This is a genomic window from Methanothrix sp. (genome assembly GCA_029907715.1).
Lineage (GTDB): Archaea > Halobacteriota > Methanosarcinia > Methanotrichales > Methanotrichaceae > Methanothrix_B.
In genome coordinates, this window is sequence record JARYLI010000001.1 from 35,250 (window position 1) to 59,551 (window position 24,302).

The 24,302-nt window shown below is 55.1% G+C and carries 25 protein-coding genes and 1 tRNA gene; 11 read left to right on the forward strand and 15 right to left on the reverse strand.

The genetic code is table 11. The features are described 5' to 3' along the window. Positions 1–136 precede the first annotated feature (136 nt). From QHG98_00135 to QHG98_00160, 6 genes are all read left to right on the forward strand, one after another. A complete protein-coding gene (locus QHG98_00135; protein ID MDH7596141.1) occupies positions 137–586 on the forward strand; it encodes a hypothetical protein in 450 nt (149 codons plus the stop codon). Positions 587–588: 2 nt separating this feature from the next. Continuing rightward, positions 589–1,200, forward strand: a complete 612-nt coding sequence (locus QHG98_00140; GenBank protein ID MDH7596142.1) for an orotate phosphoribosyltransferase-like protein — start codon at positions 589–591, stop codon at positions 1,198–1,200. Positions 1,201–1,455: 255 nt separating this feature from the next. After that, positions 1,456–2,583, forward strand: coding sequence for a glycosyltransferase family 2 protein (locus QHG98_00145; GenBank protein MDH7596143.1), 1,128 nt, complete (start codon positions 1,456–1,458; stop codon positions 2,581–2,583). Between the two features lie 25 nt (positions 2,584–2,608). Beyond that, positions 2,609–3,700, forward strand: a complete 1,092-nt coding sequence (locus QHG98_00150; GenBank protein MDH7596144.1) for a glycosyltransferase family 4 protein — start codon at positions 2,609–2,611, stop codon at positions 3,698–3,700. A gap of 84 nt (positions 3,701–3,784) precedes the next feature. Then, positions 3,785–4,672, forward strand: coding sequence for a tributyrin esterase (locus QHG98_00155; GenBank protein ID MDH7596145.1), 888 nt, complete (start codon positions 3,785–3,787; stop codon positions 4,670–4,672). Positions 4,673–4,914: 242 nt separating this feature from the next. Then, positions 4,915–5,250, forward strand: coding sequence for a hypothetical protein (locus QHG98_00160; protein MDH7596146.1), 336 nt, complete (start codon positions 4,915–4,917; stop codon positions 5,248–5,250). Here the strand turns inward: QHG98_00160 and QHG98_00165 are convergent. The 6 genes from QHG98_00165 to QHG98_00190 form a co-directional block, all read right to left on the reverse strand. Continuing rightward, positions 5,247–6,362 (reverse strand): TIGR04013 family B12-binding domain/radical SAM domain-containing protein, encoded by a 1,116-nt coding sequence (locus QHG98_00165; GenBank protein MDH7596147.1) that lies wholly within the window; start codon positions 6,360–6,362, stop codon positions 5,247–5,249. The two genes, QHG98_00160 and QHG98_00165, sit on opposite strands and share 4 nt — an antisense overlap. Positions 6,363–6,442: 80 nt before the next feature. After that, positions 6,443–8,146, reverse strand: coding sequence for an adenine deaminase (gene ade / locus QHG98_00170; GenBank protein ID MDH7596148.1), 1,704 nt, complete (start codon positions 8,144–8,146; stop codon positions 6,443–6,445). Positions 8,147–8,545: 399 nt separating this feature from the next. Next, positions 8,546–9,334 (reverse strand): ABC transporter permease, encoded by a 789-nt coding sequence (locus QHG98_00175; GenBank protein ID MDH7596149.1) that lies wholly within the window; start codon positions 9,332–9,334, stop codon positions 8,546–8,548. Continuing rightward, positions 9,327–10,316, reverse strand: a complete 990-nt coding sequence (locus QHG98_00180; GenBank protein MDH7596150.1) for an ABC transporter substrate-binding protein — start codon at positions 10,314–10,316, stop codon at positions 9,327–9,329. Before QHG98_00180 ends, QHG98_00175 begins: the two co-directional genes overlap by 8 nt. A 189-nt stretch (positions 10,317–10,505) precedes the next feature. Next, complete coding sequence (gene mobB / locus QHG98_00185; protein ID MDH7596151.1) at positions 10,506–10,901, reverse strand: molybdopterin-guanine dinucleotide biosynthesis protein B; 396 nt, start codon at positions 10,899–10,901, stop codon at positions 10,506–10,508. 65 nt (positions 10,902–10,966) lie between these two features. Further along, a complete protein-coding gene (locus tag QHG98_00190) occupies positions 10,967–12,172 on the reverse strand; it encodes an ArgE/DapE family deacylase (GenBank protein ID MDH7596152.1) in 1,206 nt (401 codons plus the stop codon). Between the two features lie 587 nt (positions 12,173–12,759). Between QHG98_00190 and QHG98_00195 the strand changes: the two genes are divergently transcribed. From QHG98_00195 to QHG98_00210, 4 genes are read left to right on the forward strand one after another with little or no spacing between them, the layout of a single operon-like run. Further along, positions 12,760–14,181 (forward strand): MFS transporter, encoded by a 1,422-nt coding sequence (locus QHG98_00195; protein ID MDH7596153.1) that lies wholly within the window; start codon positions 12,760–12,762, stop codon positions 14,179–14,181. Positions 14,182–14,240: 59 nt separating this feature from the next. Continuing rightward, positions 14,241–15,335, forward strand: a complete 1,095-nt coding sequence (gene cobD / locus QHG98_00200; protein ID MDH7596154.1) for a threonine-phosphate decarboxylase CobD — start codon at positions 14,241–14,243, stop codon at positions 15,333–15,335. Next, a complete protein-coding gene (locus QHG98_00205; GenBank protein ID MDH7596155.1) occupies positions 15,332–15,568 on the forward strand; it encodes a cysteine-rich small domain-containing protein in 237 nt (78 codons plus the stop codon). The genes cobD and QHG98_00205 overlap by 4 nt, the downstream gene beginning before the upstream one ends. Before the next feature lie 6 nt (positions 15,569–15,574). Beyond that, positions 15,575–16,522 carry a cobalamin biosynthesis protein gene (locus QHG98_00210; protein MDH7596156.1) on the forward strand — a complete coding sequence of 316 codons (948 nt, stop codon included), beginning with the start codon at positions 15,575–15,577 and terminating at the stop codon, positions 16,520–16,522. Positions 16,523–16,618: 96 nt separating this feature from the next. Here QHG98_00210 and QHG98_00215 read toward each other — a convergent pair whose 3' ends face one another. After that, positions 16,619–17,107: a MogA/MoaB family molybdenum cofactor biosynthesis protein gene (locus QHG98_00215; protein ID MDH7596157.1), complete on the reverse strand. Its 489-nt coding sequence runs from the start codon at positions 17,105–17,107 to the stop codon at positions 16,619–16,621. Between the two features lie 473 nt (positions 17,108–17,580). Here QHG98_00215 and QHG98_00220 point away from each other — a divergent pair, with 473 nt between their 5' ends. Next, positions 17,581–17,826 carry a hypothetical protein gene (locus QHG98_00220; GenBank protein MDH7596158.1) on the forward strand — a complete coding sequence of 82 codons (246 nt, stop codon included), beginning with the start codon at positions 17,581–17,583 and terminating at the stop codon, positions 17,824–17,826. 122 nt (positions 17,827–17,948) lie between these two features. Here QHG98_00220 and QHG98_00225 read toward each other — a convergent pair whose 3' ends face one another. The 8 genes from QHG98_00225 to QHG98_00260 form a co-directional block, all read right to left on the reverse strand. Then, positions 17,949–18,245, reverse strand: a complete 297-nt coding sequence (locus QHG98_00225) for an MTH1187 family thiamine-binding protein (GenBank protein MDH7596159.1) — start codon at positions 18,243–18,245, stop codon at positions 17,949–17,951. 64 nt (positions 18,246–18,309) lie between these two features. Next, positions 18,310–18,382: transfer RNA gene (locus QHG98_00230), tRNA-Val, on the reverse strand. A gap of 34 nt (positions 18,383–18,416) precedes the next feature. After that, positions 18,417–19,949, reverse strand: a complete 1,533-nt coding sequence (locus QHG98_00235; GenBank protein MDH7596160.1) for a sodium:solute symporter family protein — start codon at positions 19,947–19,949, stop codon at positions 18,417–18,419. Between the two features lie 406 nt (positions 19,950–20,355). Beyond that, positions 20,356–20,964, reverse strand: a complete 609-nt coding sequence (locus tag QHG98_00240) for a CDP-alcohol phosphatidyltransferase family protein (protein MDH7596161.1) — start codon at positions 20,962–20,964, stop codon at positions 20,356–20,358. Further along, positions 20,957–21,478: an adenylate kinase family protein gene (locus tag QHG98_00245; protein ID MDH7596162.1), complete on the reverse strand. Its 522-nt coding sequence runs from the start codon at positions 21,476–21,478 to the stop codon at positions 20,957–20,959. Before QHG98_00245 ends, QHG98_00240 begins: the two co-directional genes overlap by 8 nt. Continuing rightward, positions 21,469–22,533, reverse strand: coding sequence for a histidinol-phosphate transaminase (gene hisC, locus QHG98_00250; GenBank protein ID MDH7596163.1), 1,065 nt, complete (start codon positions 22,531–22,533; stop codon positions 21,469–21,471). The genes QHG98_00245 and hisC overlap by 10 nt, the downstream gene beginning before the upstream one ends. After that, complete coding sequence (locus tag QHG98_00255) at positions 22,511–23,653, reverse strand: acetylornithine transaminase (protein ID MDH7596164.1); 1,143 nt, start codon at positions 23,651–23,653, stop codon at positions 22,511–22,513. The genes hisC and QHG98_00255 overlap by 23 nt, the downstream gene beginning before the upstream one ends. Further along, positions 23,650–24,291, reverse strand: a complete 642-nt coding sequence (locus QHG98_00260; GenBank protein ID MDH7596165.1) for an MBL fold metallo-hydrolase — start codon at positions 24,289–24,291, stop codon at positions 23,650–23,652. The genes QHG98_00255 and QHG98_00260 overlap by 4 nt, the downstream gene beginning before the upstream one ends. Positions 24,292–24,302 lie beyond the last annotated feature (11 nt).

Consider the following 24,302-nt stretch of genomic DNA (forward strand, 5'->3'; position numbering starts at 1 on the left):
ATTGGGTCATGAGCGTTTTCTGCCATGGCTGCTGCGGCGCATGTCTGTCTGTTTTGAACTCACAGCAGATCTGGGCACCGGCGTCTCCGCATCGGTACTGAAAAAGTCCAAGTACTATTAGCTCAATGGCATCAGTGTGTATATAGTTGCAGACGCCTCTGTGTTCATACTTGGAAAGCCGCTGAAGGGAGTGGTGATCACGGTTCCTGCGGTGGAGCAGGAGCTCAAGGACATCCGATCGAGGATCAAGCTGCAGATCTCAGATGTGAGGATCGAGCCACCCACAAAGGAGACCCTGAAAAGGGCGACAGATGCAGCAAGGGAAACGGGTGATCTCTGCAGGCTCTCACAGACAGATCTGGAGGTCCTTGCGAAGGCCATTGAGTATGATGCAGCGCTTGCCACAGACGACTATGCTCTCCAGAACGTCGCTGTCCATCTGGGTCTCAGGGTCGAGCCGGTCGTCCAGCGTGGGATAAGGCGATTCATAAAGCGCACACAGAGATGCCCTGGCTGCGGCAGAGCTTTTGAGGGAGATCTCTGTCCTGTATGCGGAACACCTCCGAAAAGAAGAAAGAAGGGATGATCATGAAGAGTATAGAGGATCTCATAAAGAAAGCCACAGAGCTCAAGTCTGAGGGTCTTTCAGAGGGTCAGATATCTGAGGAGCTGAACGTCTCCAGGGAGACCGTCACCTGGCTTCTCACGCATGCCGAGCGCGCCACAGTCCCCGGGCCGAAGGATATCTCGGTGGACTGGTCTATGATAGGAAGGAGCGCCTACAGGCTGAGCCACATAGCCCAGGCGCTATCAGAGATGATATTCGATCTCCTTGACGAGAAGGAGCTTGACATCGATATGGTCGTGGGCGTGGCGCTGAGCGGTGTGCCCCTCGCTAGCATGGTCGCGAACCACATGGGCGTGGGGCTCGCGGTCTACATGCCAACAAAGCAGATGGCATCGCAGGATGTCAAACCCCATGGGAACCTGAGCACGAACTTCGCCGATGTCAATGGCAGGGAGTGCGTCATCGTGGATGATGTGATAACGTCAGGCAGGACCCTGGAGGAGGCGGTCGCATACCTGGATGATCACGGCGCCAGGACGAATGTCATAGCGGTTCTGATCGACAAGAGGGGCGTGGACAGCATCGCAGGTGTGCCGGTCTGCTCCCTGCTCAAGGTCATCAGGGTCAACTGACGATCAAGAAGATAAAAACATTTTAATTTTTATCTCGTGCCACCTGCAGATGGAGCGAGGCGCTTTTATGCGCCCTCCAGAAATGGATGGTGGCGATCTGGATTTTCAGAGTTCTGTCATTTCCCAGCCCTGCATGTGGGGCCGGCAGTGCGAGCAGTTGGATTCAGATGCTGGGGAGATGATTAGCATGCTGTGACCTGGCCGCGCTCCGGGGACTCACAAACTCTTATAACTCCCTCATGCCATTGCCCGTATGTGCGCTCAGTCAGTCTCATCATACCCACCCTGAACGAGGCGGACACGATCGGCGAATGCATAATGAGATCGCGCGCTGTTCTTCAGAGCGTTGCCTCTGAGTGGGAGATAGTTGTGGTAGACAGCTCAGACGATGAAACCCCAAAGATAGCGGAGAGCCATGGCGCCACTGTGGTGAGATCCGAGGCGCTCGGATACGGAAGGGCGTACCTGAGGGGCTTCGAGGTGGCATCGGGGGATTACATAGTCCTCATGGACGGAGATCTGACATACGCCCCTGAGGATATCCCCAGGCTCTTGAAGCTGCTCGACGAAGGCGCGGACCTGGCGATGGGCAGCAGGCTTCGCGGCAGGATACATCCAGGGGCGATGCCGGCGCTTCACAGATACATTGGGAATCCGGTTCTCACCTGGATCCTCAACCACCTCTACTCGATCAGGGTATCGGATGCGCACTGCGGGCTCAGAGCTATAAGGAAAGCTGCTCTGGAGAAGATGCGGCTGCGAACCGCGGGCATGGAGTTCGCCTCGGAGATGCTGGTCGAGGCATCCCGGCGGGGCCTCAGGATCGCCGAGGCGCCGATTGATTACTACCCGAGGCGAAGGGGAGGATCGAAGCTCCGCTCCTTCTCCGATGGCTGGCGCCACCTGAGATTCATGATGCTCTATCAGCCGATCCCGTTTCTGATGGCGCCCGGCGCTCTGGTCATGGCTCTGGGCATGATGCTCACCGCCGGGGTTCTCCTTGTATCCCGCTCCTCTGAGCTCAGGATGCACTCTCTCATCCTCGGGATCATGATGCTCTTCATCGGCTACCAGACGTTTCTCGCAGGTATCCACTTCAGCATATTCGGCACCACGCATGGAATAACGAACAGCTGGCTTGCGGAGAGGCTGCTGAGCTATCATTCCCTGGAGAAGGAGATCCTTCTGGGGATGGCTTTCATAATCGCGGGCATTGCCATTGGTGGCAGGGTGCTTATGAGCTGGATCAGCGCCGGCTTCGGGTCGCTTGCTGAGGTTCAGAGCGCGATGATCGCGATGGTCCTCTCAATGATCGGGATCCAGACGATATTCTCGGGCATGCTAATAAGCCTCTTCCTGCTCACAGATGGCAGGGAGTGCTAGAGCGTGCATTTGAGGGCAGATCACGATGAGAATAGCGTATGTTTATGACGCAGTTTACCCGTGGATCAAGGGAGGCGCCGAGCGGAGGGTTTACGAGCTCTCGCAGAGGCTCGCCCGTAGGGGGCATGAGGTCCACTGCTACGGAGCCAGGTGGTGGGGGAGCGAGAGGGAGATCAAGCTGGGCGATGTGTGGCATCATGGAGTCTGCCCTCCGTATCCTCTGTACAACAAAAATAAAAGGTCGGTGAAACAGGCCCTTCTGTTCTCTCTTGGCCTTCTGAGATACCTTGAAGGTGGATACGATGTGATCGACTGCCAGGAGTTTCCGTATCTTTCATGCTTCTCAGCGAGAGTTCGCTCAGGAGGCGCATCCTTCTTCATAACGTGGCACGAGATCTGGGGCGATTACTGGATCGAGTACCTGGGCAGTTTGGGTTATCTCGGAATGGCCGTTGAGAGAGCTGCTGCGATGCTGACCGGCAGCAACATAGCGGTCTCTGAGATGACGGGGCGGGAGCTGATGAATTTCGGGGTCAGGAGCACTGTGGTCCCAAACGGAATAGATTTCATGCAAATACAATCGATCAGGCCTGCGGATTCGGAGCACGATCTTGTATTTGCAGGAAGGCTGATATCTCACAAGAATCTGCACATGTTACTGGAGGCCATCTCTTTACTTTCCGATGTGAAGCTCCTTATAGTTGGGGAGGGTCCGGAGGCGCCGCGGCTTCATGCCCTCGCCAGATCGCTTGGTTTGAATGACAGGGTGAGGTTCAGCGGCTTTCTCAAATATGAGGATACGATCTCTCTGATCAAGTCATCCAGGGCTTTTGTCCTTCCCTCAACCAGAGAGGGGTTCGGGATGGCCGCCCTGGAGGCGATGGCATGCGGGGTTCCAGTTGTCACGGTGCGCCACAGAATGAACGCTGCATGCGATCTTCTGACCCCCGAGACAGGAGTGATCGCGGAGCCCTCGCCGGGTTCGCTTGCGGATGCGATCCGGGCTGCGCTCGATCTCTCCAAAGCAGCAAGCTCGAGGTGCAGAGAGATCGCCAGGCGATACGACTGGGATGTTATCTGCGGAGAGATCGAGAGGGTGTATGCTGAGCGTGCATGAGATATCGCAGAATGGATCCTGGAATGCAAATGTGGGGATACCATCGGTATTATTATTCATCGATCTCCCCAGGAGATCTGTTCGATGATCACCATCAGGACATCAGGCGAGAAATGCATCTGTGATTTCACCTTCGATTTCTACTGGCAGCACAGGGGCTCGCGTTTCGATCCGGATGCTGAGATCGATGGGTGGAGTTACAGGTCTCTGGTGGATGCGCTCAGGCGCGGCGAGAGCGTGAAGATTATTGGAGATGCAGGGAGCAGGCTCTGCTCCAGCATGGGCGTGGATCTGATGAGGCTGGGCGGGAGCGGTGCCGCTGTGGATGTGGGAGATGTGATTGTGGACGGGGATGTGGGCCCGAGAATGGGCATCTCGATGATCCGAGGCGCGATCTACGTCAGCGGCAGGGTCGAGGAGCCGCTTGGCAATCTCATAGAGGTGGAGAGCGATCTCTCCGGATACAGAATGTTCGTCTCCATAACAGAGCTTCTGGAAAGGGGATATTCTCCACTGCCTCCAAATGAGCTCTCTGACGGTGTTCTCAGGATATCCGATGGCATAACCAGAGAGACGATAGGGGCGAGGAATGAATCTTCCGGGAGGATCGAGCTCTTCGGGAATGCAGGAATGAGCGCCGGAATTCTCATGCGCTCAGGAGTTCTCGAGATCCACGGCAGCTCGGGCAGAAACACAGGGGTTCTGCTGAGTGGTGGAACTCTGGTGGTGCATGGCGACACAGAGGATTTCACGGCGACAGAGATGAGATCAGGGGAGATCTTCGTGAAGGGGAACGCAGGCGGTTTTGCGTGTGCAGGGATGCGTGGAGGGTATGTGTTTGCGAGGGAGTGCAGACCTGTTCCTCCCGCCAGGCCATCAACCCCCTCTCCAGATGATATCCGGCGGATATCAAAGATCTTCGGCATCAGCAGCATTCACGCGATGATATACCGGAAGATCATCACCAGGTAGCATGCTCTTCCAGACCGAGAAATGTGTTTTTTAAATCCCCGTCTGGTCATAAGCTCGAGCCACCGAACAGTCTCCTGAGGGATCGGCCTCCACTGACATGATGCCTCATGATCTATATCTTGTTGGTCTCAATGAATCTCGAGTACGTAACGTCATATTGGCTCAACAGGGATTTCTGACATTCTGAGTTCTGCGAAGCAGCTAATTTTATAATCCACATCTCACTCTCTTAGGGTGATACGATGAGCGAGATGCGAGAGCTTGTCATAAACGAGGAGGAGATCCGTGACTTTCTTCTGGAGCGGCTCAGGCTTGAGGGAAAGAGCGCAGAAGCACTTGATAAGCTGAGCCTGCCGTTCCTTTTCGCGTCGGGCAGCGAGCTCCTCCGCACATACATTCTGAACGCGTCAGGTTTTGCAGCAACGCTCCCCGACAAGTACAAGATACCACAGAGAGGGTACGTCTGGTACATGTTCTCGCAGGCCGTCAGGGAGATCGAGGTGCGTCCAAAGGAGATACTGATCAGATACGAGCTCCAGGACAGCTACATGCTCCCGTTCAGGCAGTTCTACCTCTAGTGCAGCCTTCCTTTCAGTTTTCCGGCAAGTGCCAGCCGACCCAGCCTGAGCTCCGCTTCTCTAAGAAGGGGCGAAGGCTCCTGAGATTCCAGCGGTGTTCCAGGCAGAGGCATGAACCTGTGGGCTCTGACCCTGCCCCCCATTCTCACTATCTTCTCCGCCAGTTCGACCGTGAGCATCTGGTCCTCCTCGCTCTCCCCGGGAAGGCAGAGTATCAGGTCGACATTCGGCACCATCTCATGATCGATGCAGAGCTCACACGCCATCTCGATATCATGTACACCATGACCTCTGTTGATCGCTCTCAGAACCCTGTCGCTTCCTGACTGCCCTCCTATGCTGAGCGTTCGGTTCGTGCAGTAGGTAGTTATGATCTCGAGCGCTCTCTCCGAGACGAAATCAGGCCGCACCTCTGACGGGAACGTGCCGAAGTATATCGGCCTCTTCAGCTCTGATAGAGTTTTGAGAAGCATCTCGACCCGTTCCAGTCTCGGTCTTAGACCATCTGAGCCGTAGGCGAGCGCATTCGGAGACGTGAACCTCAGATCCATGTGCATCCTCGCATGGCTGAGAATCGATGGTATGGAGCGGTGGCGCATGATGCTCCCGCAGAGCCTGGGCGTCTGGCAGTATGCGCATCCCCATGGACAGCCCCTGGTTATCTCTATTGGCGCGAGAAGGGGATGCGAGAAAGAGGGGTATCGATCCAGATCCACGAAACCCCTGCGCTCTGTCACGACGAGCTCTCCGTCCTTCATGTATGCTATCCCCCGCACAGACCCCGGATCGCGGCCTGAGCGGATAGCATCGATGAGTTCCGGGAGCGTCTCCTCTCCCTCCCCGATCACGACGTAATCAAAGTGCCTGAGGACCTCCTCAGGCCTTGCAGATGGATGAGGCCCGCCTGCGATGAATATGGATTTTATACCTGAACTGCGTGCTGCATCGACCTCTCTGTAAACCTCTTCAGCCTGCGGAGTCGCAATGCTGTAGAGCATTATTCCCGGCTTTGGCGCGTGTGCAAGCCTGGCACCGCTCACGAGCGGAAGCAGAGCTGCTATCGTGTACCTGTTCTTTCTGTTCCACCTGAACCATATATCCAACCCGGACATGGCCCCGTCACCCCATGAACAGAGGTACGTGCCCGAACCCTGTTTCATGCCCTGGGCACGCCCTCCCGCCTCCATGCCCCTCACTCCATGAACAGAGGAACGTGCCTGAACTCCCTCACATCCACAAGCCCTCTGTCTGTGATCCTGAGCTCGGGTATGACCGGCAGTGCGAGGAACGAGAGTATCATGAACGGATCCTCAAGCTCAGATCCAAGGGAGTGGGCTGCTGATATCACATTCTCCGCGTCCTCGACCACATCCTCCACGCATCGATCAGATAACAGACCCGCGATCGGTAAAGGTAAAGAAGCGAGCACTCCACCATCGACGGCAACCCATCCACCACCCATGGATATCAGGGATTCCACAGCTCTGAGCAAGTTCTCATCGTCCACTCCCACGGCCGTGATGTTGTGGGAGTCGTGTGAGATTGAGCTCGCGATCGCCCCTTTCTTCAATCCAAACCCGCTCACGAGGCCAAGTCCAACATTGCCTGTGGCCCTGTGTCTCTCAACCACAGCGATCTTGAGGATGTCATTCCTGGTATCTGAGAGAACCTCTCCATTCCTCACAGCTGGGCGCGCTGCAATCATCTCTGTCAGAATCTGGTTCGGAACAACGCTTATCACCCTCGCGATTCTGCCAGCAGCAGGGATCCTGAAGGACTCACGCGTGATGGGCATCCGAACATTCATGGTGCTCTGCAGCGGCAGCCTCTTCGACTCAGAAATCACTGTGAGCCTTCCGTCCCTGGCCACCTCCCTGCCCTCGAAGATCACGCGCTTCACATCAAAATCATGGTCCATAACAACGATGTCAGCCCTGTATCCAGGAGCCACGGCCCCTGTCCTGCGAAGCCCGAAGTGGCGCGCAGGGTTGATCGTGGCCATCTGAATCGCTGCGACCGGATCGACGCCGGCATCTGTGATTCTTCTTATCATCTGATCGATGTGCCTCTGCATGAGATCTCTCGGATCAAGATCGTCAGTGCAGAGCATGATGTTTGGAGTGTTGTAATCCCTGATGATCTTCACAAGATCATCAAGATTCCTCGCAGCGCTGCCCTCCCTGATCATTATGCATATGCCTGAGCGGAGCTGTTCAGTCGCCTCTTCTGCTCCTGTACACTCATGATTGTTCTCTATGAGCGCGGCAGCATACGCCTGGAGATCCCTGCCCCTCAGCCCTGGCGCATGGCCACATACTGTTTTGTTCCTCGAGGCAGCGGCCTCCAGCTTTGCGAGCACCGACTCATCTCCGTGTACAACTCCTGGATAGTTCATCATCTCCCCCAGACCCACGACCCTGGGATCCTCAAGGAGGCTGGCGATCTCGCTCATGCCCAGAGCAGCGCCTGATGTCTCCAGTGGGGTTGCAGGCACGCAGGATGGCGCTGTTACAAGAAACCTCATCGGGATGCCCTCTGCGCTTCTGAGCAGATACGATATCCCCTCCACGCCCATCACGTTCGCGATCTCATGCGGATCTGCTATCACCGCGAGCGTACCGCGCGGGACGACGGCCCTCGCATACTCTGATGGCATCACCATGGAGCTCTCCAGGTGTACATGAGCATCTATGAAACCCGGCGCTATGAGCATATCCTCAACAGAGATCACTCTCGTGACGCTCGAGCAGTCGAAACCTGCCACGTGTCCGCCGTAAATCGAGATGTCAGCCCTGTATATCTCCCCTGAGAAGACATTTACCAGCTCGCCACCCTCCAGGAGGAGATCCGCCTCAAGCTCGCCTCTCGCTGCGGCTATCAGATCCCTGGTCCTCAAAGAATCACCCACATAAAATCATGCAGCCTGCAATATAGCTCTGCCCTGCAGAAGCTCGATCATAACCCTCAGAAACTGATGAATTTTAGGAGGCACATCCAGGTTGTCGAAAAGGATCATGCTGTCTGCGAAAAGTCGGTCGCTCTTATGTATTCAGCAACATGGAGACCATGGAGGCCGGTTGCTGAATGCGCTCATTCCAGCGCAAGGCCTTCGACTACATCGAAGGGTTTCGACAGTTTAGACTTCGTCGAAACTCTTCGACGCAGTCGAAGATAAGTCGAAACGAGCGCATGGCATGACTGCTCTCTGCGGACAGGTTATCAGATGGACAAGAGCGAAGTCGGTTTCACCATATCTCTCCTTCAACCTCGAACCTTAAAAATCGCCAGGGTGTGCTCACTGCGTGAGCCCGACCCGCCATCTGAGAAGCCTGTCCTCGATTATGCCCCTGAACGCCTTGTCGATGAAGAGGCCGAGCATGCCCAGAACGATCATGTACAGCAGGACGTGGTCCATCTTGTGCAGATAGTAGTAAGACCATATCCTGTATCCGAGACCGCTCGTGCTGACGCCGAACATCTCTGCCGCAACGAGACACATCCAGGCTATTCCCATCGCGATTCTTATTCCCGCGGCTATGGATGGGAGCGCGTATGGAAGCGCCACATACCGTATCAGATCCCTGTCCCTTGTCGCTCCCAGGACCATCGCCGATTCCACATAAACCCTGGGCAGGTTCCTGAACCCGACGTATGTGTTTATCAGTATCGGGAAGACGGCGCCGACGAATACTATGAATCCCGCCGACTCATGTGTGAGCCCGAACCAGACGATGGCGAATGGTATCCAGGCCAGGGGTGGTATCGGCCTGACCACCTCCACTATGGGATCGACGATCCTGTCCACGGACCTGGACCAGCCCATCCCCATGCCAAGAGGCATTGCTATGATCATGCCTGCGAGTATCCCCAGGGAAAAGTGAAGCAGGCTCACAGGCAGATCCTGAAAGAATATGTCACCCCAGCTGGAGCCGAAGGCGCTCACCACGTCGATAAAGCTTGGAAGCACAAGCGAGTCGTTCACGAGCATGGCAGAGATCTGCCATACAGCCAGCAATCCGATGAGGGGAAGGGGCTGAGCCCACTCCCTTCTGAGTTTACCGGATTCTCTGCTTATCTCACTCACCCCTCACCTTATCGTAGAAGCTCACATCGAAGAGCTCCTCTTCGGATGGCATTCTGCTTATGTACTTCAGCTCGTAGTTGACCCTGGCGTACTCCATGGTTGACGGAATCTGCAGATGAGGATCGCTTATCCATCTCCCATCCCAGTTCTTCATCGAATACTCCACAACACTGAGATCCTGCTTCGTACGGTTGGCATAGATCCTCGCTGCCTCATCAGGATGAGCATACACATACTCTGTTGCTTTGATGTGCGTCTTCACGATCTGATCAACAAGCTCCGGATGCTCCCTGATGAGCTTGCCGCTGACGACCAGGCTGCAGCATGCATGGTTCGGCCACATCTCTCCAGAGTAGACAACGACCCGTCCCCTGTTGGCCATCTCTATCACCGATGGCGATGGCTCGGGCAGCAGCGAGCCGTCGACCTGGCCGGCAAACATCGCTGTCACAGCATCACCCGGGCCCATTGGAAGAATCTTAACCTCCGATGTATCGACGCCGTTCTCCTTCAGCCACTTTTTGAGAACAGTATCCTGGATCGAGCCTGGCGGGAATGTCGCTATGCTCATGCCCCTCAGCGACTCGGGGCCTTTGTATTCCTTATCAGGAGCGAGCACAAGAGCAGAGCCGTTGGTGTTGACTCCGGCGACTATCTTCGCATCAAGACCTCCCGCGATCGCAGATATCGGCGGTGCAGTCCCAACATAGGCGACATCCAGGCTGCCGGCCAGCATCGCCTGCATCTCCGGCGGTCCTGAGGGGAACTCGTACTCCTCGACTGCCGTCACTCCAAAAGGCCTGAGATCCTCAAGCCACCAGCCCTTCTCCATCGCGACCATCTCAGCTATCTGATGGGTGCTCGGCTGGTAGCCGATTCTGAGTGTTATGTTCTCGGATGGTGTTTTTGTTATGCAGCCAAGCGAAGCCACAACCACCAGTCCGACGATCAGGAAGACAAGCATGTGCCTCAATATCCTCACCGGTTTCTCAGGTGATCGCTCGCTATAAAGTGTTTTCCATAAATTGGAAAAAGATTTCCTTAAATGGAGAAAACATTGTCACATTTATACAAAAATGACGCGCAGGTCGGCGGAGCGTCTCCATACACATCAACAACTGTGTAAAAACGCATCTGTCAGGAAGTGGTGGGGATATCGGGGCGGCTCAGATCAGAGAGAGAGGATCATGCTCACGATATGATCCACAGTGGAATCGTTCACATCACGGACGTCACATATCTTGTTTGGTGCATCTATCCCGCCGATGGCTATCTTCGGGTAATGGCTGCTCTTGAACCCCTCGAGTATGACAAAATCGATACCCCGGTTTTGCATCTCCGCGAGGGCAGACTCAAGGCTCCCCTCAGGGGTCACCACGATCTGGCCCAGGCCGATGCCGATGACGACATCTGCGCCGGCCATGAGGTGCCTGTGCGTGTCGCCCTGGTCGACATGATGCCCTGGCATGTGCTTCACCGTCCCCACGCGGCCGTACCTCTTGAGGGCTTTTACCAGAGCCTCGATCAGTGTGGTCTTCCCAGACTTGTGATGACCCACAACAGCCACTACCTTCAATCCATCACCTGATATCTGCACATTTTGCTCTCATATCTGAGAGGCACCTTCGAAGTCTAGAGCAGAAGCTCCCCGATGAACCGCATGTAGCTCACGAGGTCCTCGACACTTACGTTCTCATCGATGCCATGTGCATTGCTCTCGAGCTGCCTCCCGACACCGTAGACTGCTGCAGGGATCTTTGTGACCTCTGTCGCATACGCCTGGTCCAGGCTCCCCTGTGCTCCAGATAGATGTGGCTCGGATCCGGTGGCCCTCCTCACCGCCTCCTTGACCTCAAGAACCCAGGGGTGCTCCGGATCCATCCTCATGGGGGGGTACCCGGGCCACATCTTCAAGCTGACATCCGGGCCGAAGCGTTTGACAACCCCCTCAAGCTCATTCATGGCATCCTCCATCCTCTCCTCCGGAATCACCCGCCTGTCACCACGTAAGACGCATCTGTCAGGCACGATGTTCTCCTTTATTCCACCATGTATCACGTTTATGTTCAGGATCGGCATCATGTGATCTATATTCTTATCCCTCAGCACGGAGCTTGCGGGAAGCGATGATCTCTTCTTTTCTACCTCCCGCTTGTGCATGAGTATCGCATCGATCACAGGAAGCGACTTCTCTATCGCGTTATCTCCGAGAAAGCTGGATCCGCTGTGCACCGCTCTTCCCTTCACTGTGACCTCCCAGGTGATTATGCCGTTCGATCCGATAACCACATCATCGGAGAATCCGTCCATGCAGAGCATCTTATCTCCCCGGACCATTCCGGAATCCGCAAGATAACACAGCCCTGAGTAGCCCCCAACCTCCTCATCGGTCGTCAGAAGGAGGCGGAGGTTGTACTTCGGCTTCCTGTCAACCAGAATGCCTCTGAGGGCAGCGATAAGCGCTGCTACAGCCCCCTTTGAGTCCGAGACTCCCCTGCCGTATGCTCTGCCGTTCATGATTGTGAGCGAGAAAGGATCTGTGGACCATCCGTCACCGGGAGGCACGACATCGAGGTGCGTGTATATCACCAGCCACTCGGGCCTGCCGAGATCCATATCTGCGATCAGATTGACCCTGTCTCCTGAGAGCCGGGGATCGGAGCACCTGGACTCGAAGACCTCTGCAGGCATCACAAGCTTTTTCGTTGCAAACCCCATCTCATTGAGCAGCGGAACAAGGTAATCCACTATCTCATGGTAGAAGCTCCCGGGTGGTGCAATTGTCCTGAAGGCTATGAGATCTCTGAGGAGATCCAGCATGTATCCAGAGTCGAACATCTTGTCATCTCCGCTCATGTGTTCCACTATGCCAACGCGGTTTAAAGTTTTAACCCGGGAGTGCTGTGTTGAATAATTGAGAGCTAAAAGGTCGATTGCTCTCGATTTTTACTATAATTGTAATTTGTATGAATTGGGTCTCTGCTATCGGATTCTCAAACCGCTCTTATCCATTTGATAACTTGCCCGAATGAGCAGGGGTCATGCTATGCGTTCGTTTCGACGAATGAATGCTTTCATCGACCACATTGCATGCTCTGCAAGTTGCTACGCACATAAGAGCGTCTCAAACATTATTCAACACAGCCCCGGGAGGACGGTTAAGTTGAGGTCGAGTGCTCGATTCGCTGAACGTCTCTCAGGAATCGCCGATCAACGACACAATACATCATAAATCCTGCGGTGCCGCATGCTGTTGATCTCAATAATACGAGTACACGACATAAGTTGAGCATAAATGCCAACCGGTTCACACCGAAACTCATTTTTGTATCAGTTTGGAGCTGCATGACCCCATTCAGTGGTGTCCGCATTACCGAAAGCAATACATCCTCGCAAATTCAATGGGCGCTTCAGCAGGTATCAGCATGATTGTCTGCCAGGAAGATAGCGATACAGAACGCATACAGAGCTGCGCTCTTGTCGTCTCAGTGATCGGATCGTTCCTCACGGCCTTCACGTCATCAGCTGTGAACATCGCGCTGCCGGCCATAGGCAGCGAGTTCTCCATGGACGCGGTGATGCTCAGCTGGGTCTCAACAGCGTTTCTTCTGGCGGCTGCCGTCTTCCTGGTGCCGTTCGGGCGCCTGGCCGATATATACGGGAGGAGGAGGATTTTCGGCTGCGGGATCGCGCTCTTCACCCTGGCATCGATACTCGCGCCGGCTTCACGATCCGCCAGCATGATCGTTGCTGCAAGGTTCGTGCAGGGAATTGGAGCTGCGATGATCTTCGGCACTGCGGTCGCTATTCTGACATCAGTCTTCCCCCTGAGAAAGCGCGGCAGGGTCATCGGGATCAATGCAGCCTCTGTTTACCTGGGTTTGTCACTTGGCCCTGTTCTTGGTGGGATTCTCACCCAGTACCTCGGCTGGAGAAGCCTGTTCACAGCAACGGTTCCGCTCGGCGCACTCGCTCTGGCGCTCCTGATGCTGACGCTGCGGGAGGAGTGGGCGGATGCGAGGGGCGAGCGGTTCGATCTCACCGGATCTCTGGTCTACGGCATCTCCATCATGGCCCTCGTCTACGGCATGTCGCTGCTCCCCTCCAGCTCCGGCCGTTTTGTGGCAATCGCGGGCCTGGCCGGCCTGATCCTGTTCCTGTACGTGGAAACAAGAGCTGCGAGCCCCGTTCTCGAGGTCGATCTCTTCATATCCAATCGCGTCTTTGCCTTCTCAAACCTCGCGGCACTCATAAACTACAGCGCTACCTTCGCGACAGGATTCCTCCTGAGCCTGTACCTCCAGTACATAAAGGGTCTGGACCCCAGGAGTGCGGGTCTGGTGCTCCTGGCACAGCCGCTGATGATGACGATCTTCTCCCCACTTGCCGGCAGGCTCTCCGACAGGATTGAGCCGAGGCTTGTTGCCTCTGCTGGCATGGTATTCACGCTGCTGGGCGTCATGCCATTTGTGTTTCTTGATGAGCTAACGCCGGTGTGGTTCATCGGCGCCGTCCTCCTCATCCTGGGATTTGGTCTTGCTCTCTTCACGCCACCAAATACAAACGCTATAATGAGCTCTGTTGATAGAAAATACTACGGGATAGCATCTGCGACCCTCGGGACGATGCGTCTTCTGGGCCAGATGCTGAGCATGAGCCTGGCGATGGTGATCTTCGCGATCTACATCGGGAGGGTCGAGCTAACCCCTGAGACTTATTCCAGTCTCATAGAGAGCAGCAGGGTGGCTTTTACGATATTCTCCCTGCTCTGCTTCATCGGCATATTCGCATCGCTGGCGAGGGGAGAGCTTCGCAGCGGCGCTGCGGTACGTGGTAGAGATAAATAGATCTGTGAACCCTGGTGGCATCCGCCAGGTTAAAATCATTGAGATCTTACGGGCTGTGGATGAGAGTTCGCAAAAGCTTTGCGGCGACCGAGCCGTGCCAGCATGGAGGCAGGGTTCGTGAGATGTCCAGAATCCTCGGCAGGGAGATTCTGGACTTCAGCGCAAGCATCAACCCCCTCGGCCACCCTCCCCTGGAGGACCTCGTGCTGCGAGAGCTGAAGAACATATGTCATTATCCGGACATCACATACAGCGATTTCAGGGAGGCTGCAGCATCATTTGTCGGGGTGGATCCTGAGAATATAGTCCCTGGAAACGGCTCATCAGAGATAATAAGAATTTTCTCAGAGGTCTGTATAGATGATGGCGAGGTCGCGCTCATACCTTCCCCCACCTTCGGCGAGTACGAGACCCAGTCTAGGCTTGCAGGCGCACAGATCATTAAAACAGATCTTGGCGTGGAGAATCCAAGGGATCTCGAGTCGGTGTTCGATGAACCGCTCTTGAGGGGTGCAAAAGCAGCGTTCTTCTGCAACCCGAACAACCCCACAGGGACTCTCACAGACAGGGAGAGTGTCAGGAGGCTTGCAGAACGGTGTGAGGACTGCGGGGGTTTTCTCCTTGTTGATGAGGCTTTCATAGAGCTCTCTGATCCAGATCAGAGCCTGGCAGATCTCGCGCCAGATATGGAGGGGCTGGTGGTCATGAGATCCCTGACGAAATCGTTCGGCGTGCCGGGACTGCGTCTGGGGTTTGCTGTCACTAACAGAGAGCTTGCGGGGATAATGAACAGGGCGCGGATACCATGGTCGATAAGCTCGATAGCATCTGCTGCCGCTGTTCATTTGCTGAAGAATGTGGAGTTTCTTGAGAGGAGCAGGCAGACTGTCGTTAAAGAGCTTGACTGGCTGACAGGGGCACTTACAAGCATCGGGTTGAGGCCGCTCAGAAGCAGCACGAACTTCGTGCTCGTCGATGTGAGGGGCACGGGCATGGATTCGGGAGAGCTTGCGGAGAGGATGCTGCATGAGGGCATTCTCATAAGGGACTGCAGATCTTTCGGCCTTGATGGATACGTGAGGGTCGCCGTGCGGAGGAGAGAGGAGAACGAGATGCTGGTTCTCGCCCTCAAGAGGGTCCTGGAGGGTGCATGAGGGAGAGCTGCGACCGCTACCCATGCCACTTCGAGGGGCAGGACTGCACATTCTGCTTCTGCCCGTTCTACCCGTGCCTCGATGAGAGCCTTGGATGCATGATCGATGGGGTATGGAGATGTGATGGCTGCACGATACTTCACAGAGCTGATGTGGCAGCCGGAGTTGTTGAGGATCTGCTCCGTGGAGAGGAACTGGAGGCTGTCTGGAGGAGGGTCAGGTCAAAGGTGTGAAAACAGATGATCGAGCCGTCTCCACTTTCAGTTCTGATACTGGCGATCCTGATCGATATCATCCTGGGGGAGCCGCCAGCTGCGCTTCATCCTGTGGTCATGATCGGAAAGGCGGTGGAGCGCCTCAGGCAGATGTTGCCGCGGAGGAAGCTCTCGGGGCTGGCGATCTCGGTGGTTGTGATCTCAGGAGCCGCGCTCGCTGGCTCTGCTCTTATCCGTCTCGCACATGCCGCCGGAGCTCTTGCGGGCGTATCTGCGATGGGAGATATCCTGGCCCTTATCGTCTCCGCTTACCTTTTGAAATCCACATTCGCCTTCAGGAGTCTGATCTCCACATCCGGAGAGATAGGCGGTCTCATCGATGAGGATCTCGATTCAGCAAAGCGCCTCCTTCCGGCTCTGGTGAGCAGAAATCCTCTTGATCTCACACACGCGCAGGCCAGGTCCGCAGTCATAGAGTCGCTCTCCGAGAACTACGTCGATACGATCGTCTCACCCCTGTTCTACTACGTGCTCTTCTCGTATCTCGGCCTCGGGGTGGAGGCCGCGCTTGCGTTCAAGGCTGTAAGCACGATGGACAGCATGCTGGGGTACAGGACTGAGGAGCTCCGCGAGATCGGGTATGTTCCCGCAAGGCTTGATGACATCCTGAACTGGATCCCGGCTAGGATGAGCCTGCCGCTGATCATGATCTCCTCACCCGGGAGGTCCCTGGATATCCTCATGGCATGCATGCGATACCGTTCCGTCACCCCAAGCCCGAACTCAGGGTGGCCTATGGCAGCAGCTGCGGGCGCACTGGGCACGAGAATGGAGAAGCCCGGGGTCTACACGATACTTGATGAGGGGAGGGAGCCGGAGAGCGAGGATATATCATCAGCGATTTCGCTCATCGGGAGGGCGATGGCTCTGACTGCTTTGTTATCGGCGCTGCTTCTCATGCCACTGAGATGAGATCGATATTCATGAACACAGCCATGACTGCAACGGTCGATAACATCTTATCCAGCCACCCCCGGAACTGATCGCATTGAAGCTGCTACGGAGAGATCATCTGCCTCGGGCATGCTGCAGTATGTGCTCAAGCTCCTGCAGGATGAGCTCGATCCCGAGGGATGCAGCAGCGGGAGATCCCGGTATGGCAAATACAGGTACGCCTCTTATCAGACCGGCTGATGCCCTTGTGAGCATCGCCCGTGTGCCGACCTGCTCCAGGCTCTTCAGCCTGAAGATCTCTCCAAACCCTGGAATGCCCTTCTCAACAAGCGGCTCTATCGCCTCTATTGTGAGGTCGCCCGGTGCCAGGCCGGTTCCCCCGCAGAATATCACAGCATCGCTGTTCCGCTCGATGCTCTCGAGCAGCGCCAGGCGCACCGGCATGATGCCATCTGGAATCAGCCTGTATCTGAAATCATGGCCTGATGCAGTTATCCTCTCGACTATCCTCTTCCCGGAAACATCCTCAGCATCATCAGGCCTGGATACAGAGCCGTACCGTGTGAAGCGCGAGGTGCTGACTGTGATAGAATCGATGATCATCAGATGGAGGCTGATATGAAAACATAAAGGCGTTTCGATATGCTCGAGATGCTTGTCTAAGCGTCATCGGTTAAGATCGACATGTGTAGAATTGGACTTCGCTCTTATCCATTTGATGACTTGCCCAAAGGGAGCAGGGGTCATGCTATGCGTTCGTTTCGACGAATGAATGCTTTCAGCGACCACATTGCATGCTCTTCAAGTTGCTACGCACATAAGAGCGTTGGACTTAATAGTCTTATCCCCATCAGTACTGCTATCAGGACTCAAGTCCACAGGTGGTCGATTTGAATCAGACTCTCCAATCTGGCGTGATCACAATTTGTTAAATTCCATGGTCAATATATTTACATAAAATCCTTAACCGATGGCCAATGGATGCTTGTCATAACCAGATCGCCGGAATAAATTCAGCACGCCGACCATCTCTGTTTGTGGAAACGCAGATATATGATAACTGCGCATCGAGCTGCATGCTCAGCCAGATGGAGCAGGCCATTGATGGATTCGAGAAGATGAGCGCTGATAAGAGGGCGGCCATGCGTGGAATCCTGCAGAGATACGTTGAGGGAAGCATGGGGATCGACGAGGCGTATTACGAGCTTCTGGATGCAGGTCTGATACCGATGCCGAGCCGGTGTGCGATGAAGCCGAAGATCAGCTCTGAAGGCGATGAGGCCAGGCTGAAGGATCTGATACGGACCAGGATCCTGCGCTGACTTGTGTGGGGGAGATGTGTATATCATCCCGTAGGGGAAAGGCCTCTGCCACTTCAGGGCTGCCTGAAGCGTGACCAGTGGTCTTTAAAAATTTCTGAGCTGACGCAGGAGGGATGCGCTCTTTACGGTCTCCTCTCCAGCGCCTTCAGCTTCGTGTCTATTGATATCTCCTTGTCCAGCCTGTAGTCTATTGTCACAGTGGTTATCACCCTCTGCACCTCCATGTCTGTCAGTATCTTGTTCGCCCTCTCAACGATCATGCAGACCTGCTCGATCGACTCCGCCTCTATTGCTGTGGACATCGCACCAGGCACGAATTTTATGCCCGAGCTTTTCAGCATCTCATGCACCGCACGGATGTACCTGCCGGCGCTTGTGCCCGCGCCCATGGGTACCACGCTGAACTCAGCAACTATCATGATAATAAATGAGATGCGATCGTATAGAAATATTTTTAGGATCTGGCTGGTGGGATTGTGACGATGGGCCCGACGCGATTCGAACGCGTGATCCCCGCCGTGTAAGGGCGATGTCATGACCCCTAGACCACGGGCCCTACCGCCACCTCTTATACATTTTGGTATTAGACGTTATCGCTTGCTCTTCGGACGGATGTACAGGCCGGTCATCGTTGTATCCAGCACATCCACCGGGGGCGATCTGGTCAGAAGGCTCACAACCACCATGGATGCTATCGATAGAATGAATCCATAGAAGCTGAAGTGCACTGGAAGAGGTGATACGAACCAGTGGTACCATCCAGCCACAAGTGCTCCTATGAGACCAAGAGACATCGATGCTATCGCGCCCTCCCTCGTCGCCCTCCTCCAGTAGAGACCGGCAAGTATCGGCACCACAAATGTGGCGAGCATTATGCCTATACCCATCCATATCAGGAAGGCCAGAAGCTCCGGCGGCTTCCTCCAGGCCAGGATCAGCGTCAGTATCACGGAGAGTACTATAGCTATTCTGCTCACCAGGGTTATGCTTCTATCCGAGGCTTTTTTATTGAAGAACATCTTATAGATGTCCCATCCGACATAGCTGCCTATTGTGAGCATGAGCCTGTCGGTGGTGGACATCACTGCGGAGAGCACGATCACAGCGACCAGCGGGCCAGCGATGGTGGGGAAGATGTGCATCGCTGCGACAACAAATGCATAATCCTGCGCGTTGGATACGTTTGTCGGGAGCGCTATCATCCCCTCCTCCACCATCGCCCTCGATGCGAAACCTGAGATCTTGACGAGGTACATCACGATCAGGTACAGAACGAAGGCGGCAAGCGGCGACCACTTGAAGAATTTCTGGCTCCTGGCCGAGAGGACGTTGTTTATGACATGTGGAGCGCTCGCAAGCCCGAATGTGAGCAGGAAGAAGAATGATACCAGGTACATCGGCGTCATGAAGGCGTACTTCGCATATGGTGGATGCATCTGCGGGTACCAGATCCTCACGTAGTTCGGGTCAATTCCTGCAAGGACGCTGTTCACATGTGTGAGGCCGCCTGCTGACTGGATGATGAATGGCGAGACCGCGAGAACTCCTATTATTATAAGCAACCCCTGTACAAGCGAGACCCAGGCGATTGCGTAGAGGCCGCCCATGATCGTGTATATCATCACTATTATTGCTCCGATCAGCAGCGCATCTGTGTATGAGATCTTGAGCATCCAGCTCAGCACCATGCTTATGGCGACGTACTGCCCCACCAGATATATCAGCGATACAAGTATACCGGCCACCGCAGAAAGCCCGCGCAGCCCGCGCTGGCTGTAGAACCTCTGCGCAAGGTAGTCCTGTATGGTGATGTATCCCATCCGTTCGGAGATCGCATGGAGCTTCGTTCCGTACACCAGGATGACGAAGGCAGCGCTCAGCGGCACGAAGATCTGCTCCCAGATCGTCGGCCATCCTCCGATGTACCCCAGGCCGCTTGTCCCGAGGATCGTCATACCGCTGCATATGCTCGCCACTATCATCAGCGTGAGCAGCCAGAAGCCCAGGTTCCTTCCTGCGACAATGAAGTCCTCAGAGGATCTTATCTTCCTCGAAGCCCATGCTCCTATGGCGAGAAGCCCCACCAGATACAGCCCAAGAATGAGTGCCATATTGAAGTCCATCAGCTCCACCTCAAAGCCCAGCCCAGAAGAACCAGAGCTATGATGCCGGGCACCATTGTTACTGCGATGAGAGTCTCAGTTGGCAGACCGAACAAAGAGATCTCCTCCCTCTGATGCATGATAGCGTGTTTCATTGTGGCATATAAATGTGGCGTGTGAAGCACCCGATGTTTGAATAAGTGATGTGATTTGCAGGAAAATACATTAAGAATGATCAGTTTGTTAAAAGATCTATTATTATTAGTATTGATGTATTATTTTGATCATCATTGTCATATTTCGTATCAATTGCCCTGAAATAACTGTCTGTCCCAGACAGGTCGCAGAACCTCCATAGGGAGGTCGCTGGCTGTTTTGAACAGTTTCTGGAAACCGCAATTCGAAACTGCATTACAAACAGAGACGGTCATCTCCCCAGGCACCTCCAGATGTGTACGAACCGCTGTATCGCTGTGATGTGGCTCAGCACCATGGTGATCAGCACCATCCAGCCGAGGATGTGGAGCCCATCTATTCTCTCAGGATAGATGGCGTTTGCAAGCGTCGCGATGATGATAAAAACCAGCCTGTCTGCCCGGCCAAGCATGCCTCCGTAGCATCTCCTGAGGCTCACGGCCTGCGCCTGTGTGCCGATGTAGCTGGTCATGAGAACACCTACGACCGCGAGAAGGCCTATCTCCCACCGGACATATCCGGCGAAGATCACTCCTGATAGCAGAAGCACATCTGAGTATCTGTCAATTACATGGTCTAGAAGATCCCCTCTCCGGTCAGCATATCCCATCCTGCGGGCCAGCGCGCCGTCCACAGCATCTGCAGTCCCGTTGAGCATGACCATGATCGCAGCTGCAAAGAGCATTCTGTGATCAGAGGCTGAGATGCAGTAGAAGAGAAATGCGAGAAATGAGAAGCAGAGGGAGAGAGCGGAGAGCATGTTCGGGGTCAGCCCCGCCCTTTCGACTATCTCAGCCACCGGCTCGGTGAGCGATCTCGAAGCATCTCTGAGATCATCCAAGGTCAATCTCCGGATCCCCCAGCCAGTCGATGCCTCCAGGGGGCATCTCGATCTCTCTTTTTACTATGGCAGTTACGATAGACGCTACCTCCTCCGGGCTCAGACCTGTGGTGTCGACCTCGTGCACCCTGGAGCAGAGCTCAAGCGCTTCTACCAGTATCAGATCGATCGCCTCTGCCTCGACGTTCTCCCTGATCTTGCTCTCCCTGTATCCGCGGGCCTCCAGACGCCTGCGGAGCAGGTTCGGATGAAGCCTGAGAACTATCGCCTCGTCTGCGAAGTGATGCGCGAAATGCCCCTCGATTATCAGAATCTCATTCTCACACGACCGCTCGATCTCTCTGATCCTCTCCTCAAGAGCATCCATGTCTGCCTCCAGGCACTCCCTCTCAGGGTCGAAGCCTGCGCTCATCCCATCCCTTATCAGATCATTGAGAGCCACGACCCTGAAAGGTAGGAGCCTCGAGACCGTGGTCTTTCCCGTCCCGGGGGTGCCTGTCAGCGCTATCCGCATATCTCCCTGTAAGCCTCCAGAAACCGCGCGTTCTGCTCCGGAGTTCCAACGGTCACGCGGATGTGGTGATCGCCAGCATCCCTGAACGATCTGCAGTCCCTGACTATTATGCCCTTCCGGAGCATCCTCTCTGTGATGACGTCAGACCTCTCAGAGGTCTCTATGTAGAGAAAGTTCCCCCACGAAGGGCTCGCCTCCACGATCTCTGAGAGCAGCAGCTTCCTCTCTCTCTTTATGAGCTCGACAGATCTGCGCATGTGCTCCAGGTCGCCCAGCGCTGCAATGCCAGCCGCAACCGCAGGGGTCGTGACTCCAAAGAACGGCGGAGCAGCTTTTCTGTAAGCCTCAGCGATCCATTCGGGAGCAAGCGCATAGCCGAGGCGAACTCCAGCGAGGCCGAACGCCTTCGACATGGTCCTGCCGACAACGAGGTTCTCGTACTCGTTCACCAGATCCACCATGCTCCTCTCCGCGAACTCCACGTATGCCTCGTCCAGGAAGACCACACCTTCAGTTGACTCGATCACCGATCGCAGCACATCCTCGTCCATGACCTCTCCGGTTGGATTGTTCGGAGAGCATATGAATACCATCCCGATTCTGTCGTCTCCCAGATGCTCGATCAGCTCTGAAGGATCGGATCGTCTGACAAACACCGGCTCTCCGCCGCACAGGATCGTGACGATCTCGTAGAAGCTGAATGTCGGGGTGGGGATCACTGCGCGAACTCCGTGATCCAGGAAGAGGCGGGAGAGGGTGTCGATCACCCCATCCATTCCAGAACCAATAAGCACCTGGCTTTCTGGAAATCCGGTGTACGATGAGATCGATTCTATGAGCCCATCGACCTCTGGATACAGATTCAGAGGCGCCTCAGCGATCGCTTTTCTCACATCAGGGCTCGGTCCATAAGGATTCTCGTTGCTCCCCAGCTTCACGATCCTCTCAGGCGGTATCCCGTAGATCCTGGAGATCTCCTCGATTCCCCTGCCTGCGACATACGGCCTGAGGCTGGAGAGCACAGGTCTGAGTCTAGAGCGTCTCTCCAATGACATTCACCACGCGATCTATCTCATCTTTTGTCACAACAAGAGGTGGCACCAGACGTAGCGTGTGCTCGCCTGTGCTGTTCAGCAGCACCCCTCTCTCGCGGGCAGCATCCACAACAGATCTTGCGTCTTTCGCTATGTCCACACCGACCATCAGCCCAACTCCGCGGACACTGACGGGCAGCCTGCTCAGCTCTCTCCTGAGATAAGAGCCCATCTCCTCGGATCTCCTTACAAGATTCTCATCCCTTATTGCAGATATCGACGCCAGTGCTGCTGCGCATACCAGGGGCCCGCCACCGAAGGTGGATGCGTGATCACCACGCTGGAAGCAGCCGGAGACGTTCTCAGTGGAGAGCATCGCGCCCATGGGAAGCCCGCCTGCGATCGCCTTCGCCAGGGTCATGATATCGGGCATCACGCCGCTGTGCTCCTTCGCAAACCATCTTCCTGTTCTTCCGAATCCGGTCTGTACCTCATCGAAGATCAGGAGAGCTCCTCTGTCATCGCATATCTCCCTGGCAGCCCGGAGGTACTCATTCGATGCTGGATAGACCCCAGCCTCGCCCTGGACCGGCTCGAGTATGACCGCGGCAGTCTCTTTTGTGACAGCTGATTTCAGGGCCTCAGTGTCGTTGTATGGCACAAATGTGGCCTCGCTGAGTGGCCTGAAGGGCTCCCTGTAGTTCTGCTTGTATGTCAGTCCGAGAGCACCCAGAGTCCTGCCGTGGAAGCTGCCTGTGGCTGCAACGACCTCATGCCTTCCTGTGGCTTTGCGCGTGAGTTTCAGTGCAGCCTCCACGCTCTCTGTGCCTGAGTTGCAGAAGAAGACCTTATCCATGCCGCTCAGGGATCTCAGCTCCTCTGCAAGCCTGACCTGGTTCTCTGTGTAGTACAGATTCGATGTGTGTATGAGGATCTCGCACTGCCTCTTTATTGCCTCCACCACCCTCGGATGGCAGTGGCCAACGTTGTTAACAGCTATGCCTGCAACGAAGTCTATGTACTCCCTGCCATCCTGGTCCCACACCCTCGCGCCAGAGCCGCGAGCTATCAGTACGGGCTGTCTTGTGTATGTCTGAAATATCGACCGCGATTCTCTTTTAATGATCTCATCAATGCTCATAGGAACCTCCTCGCAAACCTCAGGCTCTCTCTAATCTGCGCCCTGACATTATTGCACGTTATCCCCATGTGCCCCGGGTACATGCAGGTCACATCCAGCTCCAGCAATCTCTCTATGGATCTCACGAGATCCTCTGTGGAACCTCCGAACAGATCCGTCCTTCCTATATTTCCGTCCGGAAATACAGTATCTCCTGAGAAGAGGATGCCATCACGCCGCTCATAGAGGCACACGCTCCCCGGGGAGTGTCCCGGCGTGTGTATCACCTCAAGCCTCATATCTCCGAGATCGAGAACCATACCATCTTCCATGGGCATATCCACCTCAAACTCCGGCGCGGTATCTCCGAAAAGGTATGCCACTGTCGCCAGATCATCACCCACCAGGCCTATCTCCTCTTTCGACAGAAGTATCTTTGCGCCAGTTCTCTCCTTTATTGCAGGCGCCGCAGCAGAGTGATCGTGATGGCAGTGTGTGAGAATGATCATCTCGAGCTCCTCAGGATCCATGAACCTTCTGATATTTCTGATTGTGGGCTCCGAGAACATCCCCGCATCGATCAGGACCGGCCGCTCGGCCATGACCAGGTAAGCATTGCCGTCGTAGGCCGCACCGCTAACCTTATGCACCTCGACCATCTAAACACCTT